This window comes from Flavonifractor sp. An82, from assembly GCF_002159265.1.
Classification (GTDB): Bacteria; Bacillota; Clostridia; order Oscillospirales; family Oscillospiraceae; genus Flavonifractor.
Genome location: NZ_NFHG01000007.1, coordinates 1 through 13393 on the forward strand (window position 1 = coordinate 1; position 13393 = coordinate 13393).

Genomic DNA, 13393 nt, shown 5'->3' on the forward strand with positions numbered 1-13393 from the left:
TCGGCCATCTCCCTTAAAAGTATTCGACACACTTTTAAGATAGCCGGTCTTTAGGCGTGGGTCAATTTTTGCCCGGCGCTCCAGGTCTATTTTACTCCGGCGGTGACATATGCACCCTTGGGGGTGGACTGACCTTTCGGCTGTGGCAGTTCCACACAGCCAATGTCATTGTAGTGGATCTCCACTGTCTGCTGAGCGTGCTTGCTCCATTTCACGTCCTTTTCGTGGACCACGATCTTTTGGATGAACAGTCGCAGCAGCTCCGGCGTCAGCTCCTGGATGTCCGTGTACCGCTTTGCCAGGGTGATAAAGTGGTCTGTGCCGGACACCTGCTCCCGCAGCTTCTGGATGGCAGTTTCCTTCTCCGGGATGGCCTTGTTCAGCATTTCCATCTCCTGAGTGTAGCTGCCGGAGAGTGTCTGGAACTGCTCTGCTGTGATCCGCCCCAGGACGCTGTCCTCATAGAGCCGCTTGAAGATGCTGTCCAGTTCCCTGCTCCGCTTCTTCATAGCAGTCAGTTCCCGTTCCAGCCCACGCATCTCTCTTCGGAGTTCTGCGGACTGCCTGCTGCCGATGTACGCGGCAAACTCCTGGGTGTGCTCCCTGGCCATTGCCGTTACCCGCCGCAGGTCCTCCAGGACCACATCATCCAGCACACACTCCCGGATATAGTGGGCGGTGCAGAGGGTGCCGTCCTTCTTGTAAGTCCGGCAGGTGAAGTGATTGTAGGACCGGCTCATGGTATGGGCGCGGTGGAGCACCATAGTACTCCCGCAGTCGGCGCACACCACCAGCCCGGAGTACTTGTTCTGCTCGTCCATCTTGGTAGGTCGCCGTTTGTGCTGGCGTACCCGCTGAACCATATCCCAGACCTCATGGCTCACCAGGGCGGGGTGGGTATTTTCCAGCACCATGCATTCCTCCCTGGGATGTTCCACTTTCCGCTTGTCCTTGTAGGAACGGGTGCTGTACCGGAGATTGATGGTGTTGCCAAGGTAGATCTCATTCTCCAGCATGTTGGCAATGGTACTGTCAGACCATCCATAGGGATCATTCAAATTCAGACTGCTATGGGCAACGCCAAAGGTTTTGTAAGCGTAGGCCGTAGGGCATAGCACCTGTTCCCGCTTCAGCAGCCGGGCGATCTGGCTGGGTCCCTGCCCGGCGGCGCACAGGGCGAAGATACGCCGCACCACGGCGGCGGCCTCCTCGTCCACCACCAGCTTCTTGCGGTCCTGCTCATCCTTGCGGTAGCCGTAGGGCGCTCTGGTGCCCAGTCGCTCCCCGCGCTCCGCCTTGGCCCGCTGTACCGCCCGGATCTTCCGGCTGGTGTCCCGGATGAACCACTCGTTAAATAGGTTCTTGAAGGGCATCAGCTCCGTGCTCTCACTCCGGTCGGTGTCCACATTGTCGTTGATGGCGATGTAGCGGACGCCGAACATGGGGAAGCGTTCCTCGATGTACAGCCCCGTGTGGAGCTGATTGCGCCCCAGCCGGGACAGGTCCTTGGTGATGATGGTGCGGATCTTCCCGTTTTCCATATCTGCCATCATCTGCTGAAAGCCGGGGCGGTTGAAGCTGCCTCCGGAATAGCCGTCATCCACATAAAAGCGGGGGTTGGGGAAGCGGTGCTCCTGTGCGTACCGCTCCAAGATATTCCGCTGGTTCTGGATGCTGTTGGACTCTCCGTCCGCCCCGTCATCCTGACTGAGGCGGCAGTACAGGGCGGTGATCTCATTCTGGTTTGACTGTTTCATACAGCCCTCCTTTTTTCTCGTCAAACCGATTCAGCGCATCGCGCCTACACAATACCCCAAAGCCTGGGGAATGTCCAGCCCTTTAGGCGCACAGCTTCCCTTGCTGTGCGTCCAGGTCGATGAGGGCTTTTAGCTTGTCCTCCGGGGTGGCGCTGCCCTGTACCGGGAACACAGACACCACCTGGATGAGCCGCCCATGGGAGCGCTGAAGGCGTTCCACGGTTACCTGTCGAACATCATCTTTCGCTTCTTCTGACATTTTCGTTTCCTCCATCTCTGGTCGGGAAGGTTCGGCAACCTTGCCAAACCTTCCTGGGCAGCGCTTTTGACGATATCATCAAAAGCGGTCTCCCGGCTCTGTGGTATATTCCGCTCCTCCCGCAGATCGCCTTTGACAATATTGTCAAAGGCAATTTTCTGCTCCTGTGGCACAAAAGTGGCGATCCCGGCAATTTGGCTGAAAGCGCCCTGTTTCTCTCTGGGGCCTACACCTGTCCCTCCGCTGGGCCTGCGAGGCCACACGGGGCCTCCTGTGGCCTCACTGGGGCTATTGCTGGGTGGAGAGAAGAAAGCATTCCTCGCAAAGCTTGTCCGCCAGAAACTCCAGCTGCGCGATCTGCTCCGGGGCGAGTTCTCTGGCCCTTGGGCAGCGAGCGATCTGCCGGATGTTGGAGTAGATATGGTTTACGGCGGGATGCGGGTCCAGCCTCTGCCTGGACATTCGGGTGCGAATCGTTGCCCCCTGGATCAGCTTGCGAAAGTAGGTAGTGACTGGCAGCCCCGTAACAGTCAGATAGCGGCACAGCTGCTGGTACTGCTCCTCCGTCATGCGGACAGACAGAGAGCAGCTGTTGTCCCGCATAGGTGGTCGTGGCTTATGTTTATACCGCATAGGGGTACCCCAGCTTTCTCACCTGCTGGAACCGTTCCACCACCTGGGCCAGGCGATGGAGGGCAAGTTCCAGATGCTGGGCGGTGCCGCTGCCGCTGTTGAATGCCCTGGCCACGGCGTTGATGTCCCGGCCAGCCTCATCGGCAAAGGCGATGGCCGCTCTCGTCTCCTCCTCCCGGTAGAGCATGGGGCGGTTTCGCTCCAGCTCTCTCATCAGCCAGGCATTGGCGGACAGCCCGGCAACCCTGCTTTTCTCTTTCAGCAGGGCATATTCCTCCTTGCTCATGCGGATACAGGTGCGGTGTGTTTGTGTGTTCATGTTTCTCCTCCTCTTGGGAGACGGCTCCAGAGCCGCCCCCCCGGTTCTTGGGGCCATCATAACAGGTAATCCGGACAAGCCCTGTCCGGATTAAAAGAAAAAGTTGGGTGTCTCATGATGCACCCGCTATGATTCGAGGGTGTCTCATGAGACACCCTCACACCGGAAAAAACCGCCGCACAAATGGTTGAAAAATGTTCTTTTCGATGGTAAGATACTCAAACTTAGGATGGGAGGTGTGGAGATGCCGGAAGAAGCGTCCATGCGGTTGGAGATCGCGTTTCGGGCAGATGCGCTGGAACAGTGGGGATATTCCTTGGAGTACGCAAGGCAGGTCGTTCAACGGGCCTTTGAACGGGGTGGCCTGCACTGTACAGAAAATCGTAGTGGTCTGACAGCCTATGGCCGGGAAGCAGGCGACTTTGCCTGTCTTTGGCGGGTGATCATGGCGTTGCTGCGTTCTGACTGGTTCCCGGACTGCGCCGTGAAGTGTCTGTGGTATGATGAGGACGGAACAGTGGAGGATCTTCTTGCCCAGGCGTGGAAAGTAAAGCAATAGGTAAAAAATCGGGTTAGGCAAGGTTGCCGAACCCGATTTTCGGTATCGCATATGGCTGTTAAAGGTATGCAGTATCCAAATGAGATCGGGTTTGATGATTTCACCAAACCCGATCTTTGCACAGAAAACCTTCCGGCAGCCTTGCCGAAAAGTTCCGCCCGCAGGCGGCATTGGGGACAGGGGGTTCCCCTGCAAGCGCGTTTTGACATCAAAACGCTATGCTTGCGTGAAACGCCCGCCCTTCCGGGCGGGCGTTTCACCGCCGCCAGAGGCGGCGGATAAAAACAGCTGGGCCAGCCATCACCTTTATGACGCGGTAATCTGGACCGCATTTTCCCGCACCTGCTGGATGGTCTCCATCAAGGCAGTTCTAGTTTTAGGGTCAAACAGCTTGATGAAACTGATAGGCTTATCAAAGGGCGGCTTCGTCAGCTCGGCCACATTCTCCATATACCCGTTCAGCTCGATATGGTGGATGATCTTATGGACAAAGGCGATCTGCTTCTGGTTCAGGGACTGGTCATTGATAAAGGCAGAAAACGCCTGCATGGCTGCCTCGTGATCCAGCTTGGCGATCTTGCGAATGAGCAGGCCGAAGGGGGTGTCTCCGAACTCCCGAACATAGTCCTCTTTGCTGCCCAGTTCGCTGGTCAGCACTCGCTCCAGTTCCTGATAGTCGCCCATGGCCAGCGGGATATTATGGGTCAGCTTGTAAATGGCCAGCGTGTCGCCATGCTCGTTGACATAGCGGTTGACCTTGGCTCGGTAGTCCTCAAAATCATAGGCAGCGTCCAACTGCACACCCTCCTGGTTGTCAATCACCTGGTCAGTCAGCTTGGTGACAATCAACTTCTGTTTGCCACCCTCATCCAGAAAGCGGATCAGCTCCCGCAGCTCTTTTCGCACTCTCTCAAACAGCAAAATGTCATTGGCATCCCAGAAAGCGTCGGTCTGGACTTCATGAAGCACCGGCAGCTTTGCCTTGACCTGCGGGATGCTGGCTTTGCGCTCCAACAGCGCGGCGGTGTCGCACAGCTGCTTCCTGGCGTACTTGAACGCGGGCATCTGCTCGATATGGGCCAGCATCAAGCCATACATAAAGTTGTCAAACCGCTTTGCGAACTCGTCCGGCTCTTCGGCCTGCACCAGGGGGGCGATCTGCGTAAGCAACTCGCTCTTATCTCCCTCGCTGATGGTAGCAAACGCCTCCGGCTTCTGGTACTTGTCCACGAACTGCCGCCGCAGCTTGACTGCGATCAGGTCGGGATTGAGGGCCGCCACCTGCCGGTGGCAGGTATCCACCAGTTCACCCCGCCATACCTGATCGTCCTCCCCGGCAAAGGCGCACTCCTGCAACGCCATGGCCAGCCGGACCTGTTTCCCAAAGAGATTCTCCGACAGGGTTTTGGTCTCTCTGGCCTCATAGCCCTCTTTGTGCTGCCGGAAAAATTCAAAGTTGCCGCAGTAGTCAAAGATCAGAAACCGGCGCTTGTCGGTATAGGCTCCGTCCACCTGATCCACGCAGGCCAGCCCCTGACACAGCCGGGTGCCCCGGCCGATCATCTGCCAGAACTTCGCCTTGGAGCGCACCTTTTTGAAGAACACCAGATTGACGCATTCCGGGACATCAATGCCGGTATCCATCATATCCACCGAGACGGCAATGTGCGGCTCTTTTTCCGGCTGCTTGAAGTCGTCAATGATGGTCTGTGCATAGGAGTCGTCGCAGATGACCCGCTGGGCAAAGGTGCCGTGGTACTGGGGATAGAGCTTATTGAACCGCTCCAGAATAAACTCCGCATGGCGCTTGTTCTGGACAAAGATGATGGTTTTCCCCAGCCGGTCACCGCCCGCCACTTTTACGCCCCGCTCCATCAGGTCCTGGAGCACAATGTCCACCGTTGTCTCGTTGAATACGAACTGATTGAGCGCCGCAGAGGGGATGAAGTCCGGCATCATGCCGTCCTCCACGAAATCCTCCTCATACCGCTCCTTGTCCTCGTCGGACAGGTCGTCATAGGTGATGCCCTCGTCTAAAAACTTGGTCTTGACCTCATAGTTATAATAGGGCACCAGCACATGGTCCTGATACACCGCCGTCTCATAGTCATAGGCATAGGTGGGGACACCATGCTCCATCTCGAAAAAGTCGTAGGTGTTGCGGTCCACATCGGTCTTGGGCGTGGCGGTGAGGCCCACCATCACCGCATCAAAGTATTCAAAAATCGCCCGGTATTTTTTGAAAATACTCCGGTGGCTCTCGTCAATGATAATCAAATCAAAGTGCGCCGGGGTAAAGAGCTGCCGCCCGTCCTTGGATTTGGTGTCGTCAATGGCGTTGAGGATGGTGGGATAGGTGGAGAACACAATGCGGGCGTTCCGGTCGTCCTTGTTGGAACAGAGGTTGCACAGGGACATATGGGGCAGATAGTTTTTGAAATCGTCCTTGGCCTGCTTGACCAGCGCAGTGCGGTCGGCCAGAAACAGGATATTGGTCACCCATTTGCCCCGGCTGAGCACATCGGTCAGGCTGGAGGCCGTTCTGGTCTTGCCGGTGCCGGTGGCCATGACCAACAAATGCTTGCGGAATCCCTGGGTGAGCTGCCCGCACACCGCCCGAATGGCCTCTTTCTGGTAATAGCGGTCGGTGATTTTGTCGTCGATGGCAACTCCTAGCAGGTCCAGCCGTTCCGCCCGGCGGTTCATCAGCTTTTGCAGGTCGTCTTTGCTGAATACGCCGCTGACCTTGCGCTGGGGGCCGCTCTGGTCGTCCCAGAAATAGGTGTCAAATCCGTTGGTGGTGAACATCATGGGGCGGCGGCCAAATTTCCGCTCCAGACAATCCGCATACAGCACCGCCTGTTTCCGCCCGGTGTTGGGGTCCTTGCTGGAACGCTTGGCCTCCACCACCGCCAAGGGCAGCCCGTCCTTGCCAAAGAGCACATAGTCACAGTAGCCCGGCTGACCCGGTACGCCAGCCATACCCTCCACCGGGTACTCCTCCTGTACATCGGCGTCGGGACCGTCGAACTTCCAGCTCATCTGCTTCATGTCCACATCAATAAACCGCTTGCGGGTCTCAAATTCGGAGAGGTCCTCCGGCTGGAAGGTACGCTCTTTCTGGTGCTTGTCCTTTCCGGCGGTGAACTGGGCGGACATCTGCTCGATCTGTTTGCGCAGGGCTTCGATCTCTGCCGCTTTTTCCTCCAGCAAACTCTCCTGTTCCTTGATCTTCCGGGTGTCCACCGCTACCGGCTCGGTGGGGATCAGGCTCTCGTCAAAGGTGCGCTCCACATAGTCTGCCCCATAGCAGTAGTCGATCCACTCCACGAACTCGAACAGCCCCCGCAAGGCGGCCAGGGCGTCGCCGGGCTGCACGCTGCGCTCGGTATGTACCGCCAAGTTACCCAGCTTGATGATAAACTGGAACTTGCCCCAGGTGTTGGCGTCCACGGCAAAGCGAAAAGACGGCTCATGCACCAGAGATTGCAGATTGTCTTTATAGGGCAGTTTCATGGACTCGTCCGCCGCATAGACCCACTTCACCGCCAATTCTAGGGCTTTGCGGCAGCCCACCGCGCACATGGCCGGGGCGGAGGCGTAGATTTTTTCGGCTTCCATGCAGGCAGGGGCAAAGAGGGCGTAGTCAGGTTTGGCTATGAGAAAGGAGAAGTTGGGCATGGTGTCACCTCACTTCATACAGTTTGAAGCCATATATCTCCATTTTTTAAATTTTCCGGTTCTTCTGACCCTGCATAAATTTTAGGAGTTGACTCTAACTTTTTTTCTAATTCATCTATCCGTTTTTTTGCTAATATTAACTCATTTTCGACAGATTCTTTAGCAATACTATCGCCTCGAACCCATCCGATTGCAGGAAAATCTCGTATACACAGGTTAATAGACGTTGAGATATTGGCTTTAAGTGTACCAAGATCACCATGAAACTTTACCAATTTATCTGAGCAAACTTTTTTCTAAATTCAGTGAATTTACCTCGCATCTCATCTGTTGATTCACAATTTTTTGCAGGTAAATTTTCTGGTTTATCAAATACAAAGCTCATTACTGGAATGCCCTTAGAAATTGCATAGTCATATTCTTTTTCAGTAAAGCCAACACCATCTCGATCGAGTGAACCGTAACGGCCGCCTAAAATAAGAATATAGTAGTCGCAATCATCAAGCATTCTTTTAATGTAATCCATTTGACTCATATCGCTTGCTGGAAACTGCTCCATCCCCACAGGGATACAGTTATTATCTAAAAGACACTGGGTAGCTGCAGCGCGTTCGTCTATCAGGTCACTATATGTAGAACTGATAAATACCTGATACTTCTTTTTTATACTCATGATTTTGACCACCTTTCAAAATTATCGTCCTTATAAAATAGCCCTGCATCAGCGCCTTCTGGCAGTCCACTGCGCACATGGCTAGGGCGGAGGCGTAGATTTTCTCGGCTTCCATGCAGGCCGGGGCAAAGAGGGCGTATTCAGTTTTAGATTGGAGGAAGGAGAAGTTGGGCATATCTGCACCTAAAAAATTTAATAGCGCATATCAATCCCCGAATTATATCCTTTTGCCGAATACCCATATCGGCACAGCATATCTTCTAAAATAGTTTTTTGTATATCCTTCATTTCTTTTTCACACCCAATTGGGGCCAGCGTTACGCTTTCCAGCGAATTCTTACTCAAATTCAACTCAATGAATGGTATAATATATCCGTTGCTGTCTCGATATTTGATTGGTATAGGAGATCCTTGCAAAACGCCATTTTTTGTTGTTCGTCCTACATCAATTACAATCCGAACTTCTTCCTCATGTGAAAAATGCTGACTTTTAAAAACCAATGCCCACTGCGCTAATTGCTCTGAAACAAGCGCCCGCACTAATTTATCATCTTGATTGTACTTTTTGGCCTCCTTTATAAGATTTATAAAACCCGTAATTAGTTCTTTTTGTTCTTCTTCTCTGTATACCACAGGAAATATACTAAAGGAAGCCTCTTTTTCCCAAAATTGTTCTTTTAGCGAATTTGTTATTTCACTTGTCAAAAGCCCAATATTGCGTCCGTCATATTGGGTTCCCTTAGAGTAATATTTCCACATTGCTAAAGAATCGCCATCTTGTGATAATGATGTCAAAAATTGCTCTCTATTTATTCTTATAGGTTTTCTTCTGCCACCAACATTATAAAACAATGTAGTTTTGGTAGGTGATGTATTCACGAGAATAGAATGCAAGTCTTTATCTATCTCGCCTTTATGATACATTTCATTACAATTATTTATAAAAATTTTTCTAGCAAAAGTTCCTTCCATTTTGTCATTCAAACAGTCAAAACGGCTTGCCCTCAATATCAGCTTGTCAGGATTTTCTTTCAAAATAGATTGTAAGCCAGAAGATGATGTATAATGATAAATTAACTCTCCTGCAAAAATTGGGGGCATGAATTTCTCATAAAGTTCAGTGCAGGATTCAAAGCCGAGATTATCTACCAATATATCCAATGCGCATTTCACCATATCACCTCACCCAAAATATTCCTGCATCAGCGCCTTTTTCAGCGTTTCCAGCTTGTCAAGGCTGTGGCTGATGGTGGTTTTTGTTTTCTCTGTTTGCTCTACAAATGAGGCAAACCGATTTTGTAAATCTAATGGCGGGACAGGTATCTGTAATTCTCCAAGTATCTTTTGATTCAGATTCTGAATATTAGCACCTCGTCCAGCCATCTTTTTTCGGATAGAATCAGTTTTTAAAACTCGCAGCAAATAATCAGCTTTCACTTCATCAGAATTTAATCTGAATCGAATACAAAAGCCGCTAAAAGTTGTTGGAGTTGTTGCAGGATAAACTACTAAACTTCTGCCTACAAGTGCCTTATTGCCGTTTGAGCGCACAAAAACAATATCACCATCTTTCAACATATATTCGTCAGATGGTATATCTGTAAGGGAAACGGTTGGGAGTTTTGAAGTATCTGAAATGCAAGATAAGTTTTTAAAATCACCCACACCCAAACAGTGAATATTTACTCCTACATCAGTTGAATGAAAGTTCATTCCATTTTTACAATCTCCAAGTTGAAGTAATCCCTTTAAATTCCAATCATAGGGGTTACTTACCGGGTCCCCAAACATCTCCACAAACCTGGCTTTAACCATCTCATCCAGCTTGTCCAGCTGCTGGCGGCGTTTGGAAATCAGGTGGCTGACCTTATCCAGCACCGCCGCAATTTTGCGCTGTTCGTCAAAAGATGGGAGTGGAATGTGTAAATCAGCTATGTGTTCATTTCTCAAATTATTTATGTTAGCCCCCGCTGATGCTGCTGAAATATGGTTGCGGTAATAAGGGGCCTGAAAGAAGTATCCCATGTATTCACAGCATTCTATTTTAGGGCGTACAACTTTGCAAAACGCTCCAAATACCATAGGTAAGTCTTTATCTACAAATGCGGCCTTTCCAACTAGTTCCTTACTGCCGCTAGACGTGCATACAAGTATGTCTCCCTGCCTTAAATATTGAGATTCACTTACTTTATTTTTTGAAACATATACCACATCATCAATCACGATTTTTCCATTTTGAATGTTGTTTGCACGCAATAAAATAACACTGTTGTTATTTAGATTATCATGCAAATCCGCTGGTTTATATGAAACCCCCCGGATTTGCTCTATAATATCTCCTAACTTTGCCATCACAGCATCCCCTCCAATTCCGCCAGCCCTGCGGTGATCTCCGCCTCCAGCGCATGCAGGTCTTTCATCAGCTCTTTTGTCGGGGGATATTCCACCGGCACATACTCTTCCTTTTTATATTTATTGATGGACAGATCATAGTCGTTGTCGGCAATCTCCTGCCGGGGTACCAAAAAGCTCTGCGCGGTGCGGGGGCGGTCGGCTTCCTGATCGAGGTTGTGGAACCGCTGGATGATGTCGGGGATGTCGTTGTCCGAAATTTCGCTGCGCTTGTCGTCCAGAGAAAAGCCGTCGGCCTTCATGTCATAGAACCACACGTTTTCGGTGCCGCCCGCGCCGGTCTTGGTGAACACCAGCACTGCCGTGGACACCCCCGCGTAGGGCTTGAACACGCCGGAGGGCATGGAGATGACGGCCCGCAGCTGATGGTTCTCCACCAGTTCCTTGCGGATGGCTTTGTGGGCCTTGGATGAGCCGAACAGCACCCCGTCCGGCACGATGCAGGCGCACTGGCCGCCCTTTTTCAGCATCCGCAGAAACAGCGCCAGAAACAGCAGCTCGGTCTTTTTGGTGTTGGTCACCGCTTTCAGATTGTCGTGGATGCTCTCCGCGTCCACGGTGCCCTTGAACGGTGGATTGGCCAGACACATGGTATATTGGTCGCTGATCTGGTTCTGCTTGGACACGCTGTCCCGGTAGTCGATATCCGGGTGGCTGATGGAGTGGAGCATCAGGTTCATGGCGGAGATGCGCAGCATGGTGCGGTCGGTGTCAAAGCCGGTAAACGCGTCCCCGGCAAAGTGCGCCCACTGTTCGGTGGTCATGGTGTCCTCATAGTAACGGCGGATGTACTCGGAAGCGGACACCAGAAAGCCCGCCGTGCCACAGGCCGGGTCACAGATGGTATCGTCCGGGGTGGGCCGCAATAACTCCACCATCATCTCCCGGATATGCTTGGGGGTGCGGAACTGCCCATTCTGCCCGGCGGTGGACAGCTTGCTCAGCATGTACTCGTAGAGGTCACCCTGCATATCCCGGTCAGAAATGTCGTGCTCATACAGGTCGTCCAGCCCGGTGATAATTTTCTGTAACACCTGGGGGGTGGGAATCAGAAACATGGCGTCGCTCATGTAGCGGGCAAAGGCGCTCTCGTTCTGGGGGCCGTCTTCGGTCTCATCGGTAAGCTCTACCAGCTCGCCTTTGTCGTTGAAGTCCGGCAGATGACCGTGCTTCATGTTCTTGATGGCCGGGAACACCAGCCGGGAAATCACATCGTAAATGTCCCGGGGGTCGTTGTTCTTGAATTTGCTCCAGCGCATGGACTGCCCCACAGCAGACGAGGGGAAAATTTTGTCCATCTGCTCGCCGGTCATGTGTTCAAATTCTTCCGTCTCCAGCTCCTTTTCGTCCAGAGAGCGGATAAACATGAGATAGGTCATCTGCTCGATGACGGTGAGGGGGTTGGTGATGCCGCCCGCCCACAAGTCAGTCCAGATTTTGTCTACTTTATTTTTAATCACGCCTGTTATCATGGGTTTGTTCCTCCGTTTTCTGTATCGGGAATAAATTCCATCACGTCTCCGATGTTGCACCCCAGCACAGTACAGATTTTTTCCATGCTGTCCATCGAGACCGGCTCGCCCTTGCTCAATCGCGCTAACACATTGGTGCTGATGTTTGCACGGTGCATCATGTCAGTCTTGCTCCAACCATGGTCGATCAGCTGCTTCCACAGCCGATTATAGCTGATAGCCATCCTGCACCTCCTAAATTTCTTCTATTTTCCAGTATAACAGGTGTGGCTCTAAAAGACAAATAAAAATCACGAAATCATGAAGTTTCGATGCAAACAACTGGGGTCTCATGAAAATAGAGGCGCCTACGAAAAATTCGTAGGCGCCTTTGTTTCGATACGCAAAATCGGTTTGTTGTTCTTATGCTGGGATACCTGTATGGCGCGCCTTTTTCCTGCTTATTTGACCTGCTTTCCCTCCAGAAACACCGCCATAACCTTGCCGTTCCAGTCGAAGGGGTGGCCCTGGGTAACCACGATATCGGCGTCCTTACCGGGAGCCAGGGTGCCCACCCGGCGGTCGATCCCGGCGATCTGGGCAGGATTGCGGGTGATGGCCGCCAGGGCCTCCTCCTCCTCCATGCCGCCCCGCACCGCCATGGCGGCACACAGGGGCAGATACTGAATGGGGGTCTCCGGATGGTCGGTGCAGATGGCCACCTTCACTCCCGCCCCGGCCAGCAGGGCGGGATTCTCCAACGTCTGACCCACCAGCTCCGGCTTGGAGCGGTCGGTGAGGCAGGGGCCGGTAATTACCGCCGCCCCCTCGGCGGCCAGCAGGTCGGAAATTTTATAGCCCTCGGTGCCGTGGACGATCACGTATTTCAGCCCGAACTCCTTGCTGAGCCGCACCGCCGTGGCGATGTCGTCCGCCCGGTGGGCATGGAAGTGGGCGGGCACCTCCCCCTTCAGCACCGGCACCAGCGCCTCCAGCTTGGTGTCAAAGTCGGGCATATCCTCGTCCGGGTCCTGGTCGGCCTTGTCCTGCTTGTCCTGGTATTCCAGGGCCTTGGACAGCTCCTCCCGGATGAGGGCCGCCGTAGCCATACGGGTCACCGGGGTCTCCTTCCGATCGTTATACACCGACTTGGGGTTCTCCCCCAGGGCAAACTTCATGGCCGCCGGGGCCTTCACCACCATCTCATCCACCCAGCGTCCGTCGGTCTTCATGGCCAGGAACTGCCCGGCGATGGGGTTGGCCGACCCGGGACCGGTGAGCACCGTGGTAACGCCCCCCTCCCGGGCCTCCAGGAAACAGCGGTCCAGGGGATTCACCCCGTCGATGGCCCGCAGCTGAGGGGTGCAGGGATCGGTGGACTCATTGCCGTCGTCCGCCTCAAAGCCCAGGGAATCCCCGAACAGGCCCAGGTGGCAGTGGGCGTCGATGAAGCCGGGCAGGATGTGTCCGCCCTGGACGTCCAGAGTCTGATCCCCGGATGCCGTCAGCTCCTCCATGGGACCCACCGCCGTGATCTTTCCGTCCTCAAAGGCCACATAGCCCCGGCCGATCACCGGTCCCTCCATGGTGTGGACCACTCCGTTTACAAGTATCATCTTCTCCCCGACCCCTTTCGACAAATGTTGTCT

At 53.2% G+C, this 13393-nt stretch carries 13 protein-coding genes; 1 reads left to right on the top strand and 12 read right to left on the bottom strand.

The window, feature by feature from the left end; all coding sequences use genetic code 11:
- Positions 1 to 86: 86 nt before the first annotated feature.
- The 4 genes from B5G34_RS08925 to B5G34_RS08940 form a co-directional block, all read right to left on the bottom strand.
- Positions 87 to 1757, bottom strand: a complete 1671-nt coding sequence (locus tag B5G34_RS08925) for a recombinase family protein (RefSeq protein WP_087336237.1) — start codon at positions 1755 to 1757, stop codon at positions 87 to 89.
- Positions 1758 to 1839: 82 nt separating this feature from the next.
- Positions 1840 to 2016: a hypothetical protein gene (locus B5G34_RS18760; protein ID WP_162609455.1), complete on the bottom strand. Its 177-nt coding sequence runs from the start codon at positions 2014 to 2016 to the stop codon at positions 1840 to 1842.
- A gap of 288 nt (positions 2017 to 2304) precedes the next feature.
- Positions 2305 to 2649: a hypothetical protein gene (locus tag B5G34_RS08935; RefSeq protein WP_140397223.1), complete on the bottom strand. Its 345-nt coding sequence runs from the start codon at positions 2647 to 2649 to the stop codon at positions 2305 to 2307.
- Positions 2639 to 2968 carry a hypothetical protein gene (locus B5G34_RS08940; protein WP_087336244.1) on the bottom strand — a complete coding sequence of 110 codons (330 nt, stop codon included), beginning with the start codon at positions 2966 to 2968 and terminating at the stop codon, positions 2639 to 2641. The genes B5G34_RS08935 and B5G34_RS08940 overlap by 11 nt, the downstream gene beginning before the upstream one ends.
- Positions 2969 to 3212: 244 nt before the next feature.
- On the opposite strand from B5G34_RS08940, the gene B5G34_RS08945 reads away from it, so the two are divergent.
- Positions 3213 to 3527, top strand: coding sequence for a hypothetical protein (locus B5G34_RS08945; RefSeq protein ID WP_087336246.1), 315 nt, complete (start codon positions 3213 to 3215; stop codon positions 3525 to 3527).
- 306 nt (positions 3528 to 3833) lie between these two features.
- On the opposite strand, the gene B5G34_RS08950 is transcribed toward B5G34_RS08945, so the two are convergent.
- The 8 genes from B5G34_RS08950 to B5G34_RS08980 form a co-directional block, all read right to left on the bottom strand.
- Positions 3834 to 7208: a DEAD/DEAH box helicase family protein gene (locus tag B5G34_RS08950; RefSeq protein ID WP_087336248.1), complete on the bottom strand. Its 3375-nt coding sequence runs from the start codon at positions 7206 to 7208 to the stop codon at positions 3834 to 3836.
- Positions 7209 to 7222: 14 nt separating this feature from the next.
- The gene (locus B5G34_RS18440) at positions 7223 to 7483 is read right to left on the bottom strand and encodes a hypothetical protein (protein WP_140397225.1); all 261 of its coding nucleotides are present in this window, start codon (positions 7481 to 7483) and stop codon (positions 7223 to 7225) included.
- Positions 7477 to 7881: a DUF4062 domain-containing protein gene (locus B5G34_RS08955; RefSeq protein WP_087336250.1), complete on the bottom strand. Its 405-nt coding sequence runs from the start codon at positions 7879 to 7881 to the stop codon at positions 7477 to 7479. Before B5G34_RS08955 ends, B5G34_RS18440 begins: the two co-directional genes overlap by 7 nt.
- 192 nt (positions 7882 to 8073) lie before the next feature.
- Positions 8074 to 9054 carry a DUF2971 domain-containing protein gene (locus B5G34_RS08960; RefSeq protein WP_162609456.1) on the bottom strand — a complete coding sequence of 327 codons (981 nt, stop codon included), beginning with the start codon at positions 9052 to 9054 and terminating at the stop codon, positions 8074 to 8076.
- Positions 9055 to 9063: 9 nt separating this feature from the next.
- Positions 9064 to 10233: a restriction endonuclease subunit S gene (locus B5G34_RS08965; protein WP_087336254.1), complete on the bottom strand. Its 1170-nt coding sequence runs from the start codon at positions 10231 to 10233 to the stop codon at positions 9064 to 9066.
- Positions 10233 to 11765: a class I SAM-dependent DNA methyltransferase gene (locus B5G34_RS08970; protein ID WP_087336256.1), complete on the bottom strand. Its 1533-nt coding sequence runs from the start codon at positions 11763 to 11765 to the stop codon at positions 10233 to 10235. Before B5G34_RS08970 ends, B5G34_RS08965 begins: the two co-directional genes overlap by 1 nt.
- Entirely contained in the window at positions 11762 to 11989 is a 228-nt protein-coding gene (locus B5G34_RS08975) for a helix-turn-helix transcriptional regulator (protein WP_087336258.1), read from the bottom strand. The genes B5G34_RS08970 and B5G34_RS08975 overlap by 4 nt, the downstream gene beginning before the upstream one ends.
- A gap of 216 nt (positions 11990 to 12205) precedes the next feature.
- Positions 12206 to 13360 carry an amidohydrolase gene (locus tag B5G34_RS08980; protein ID WP_087336260.1) on the bottom strand — a complete coding sequence of 385 codons (1155 nt, stop codon included), beginning with the start codon at positions 13358 to 13360 and terminating at the stop codon, positions 12206 to 12208.
- Positions 13361 to 13393: the final 33 nt, after the last annotated feature.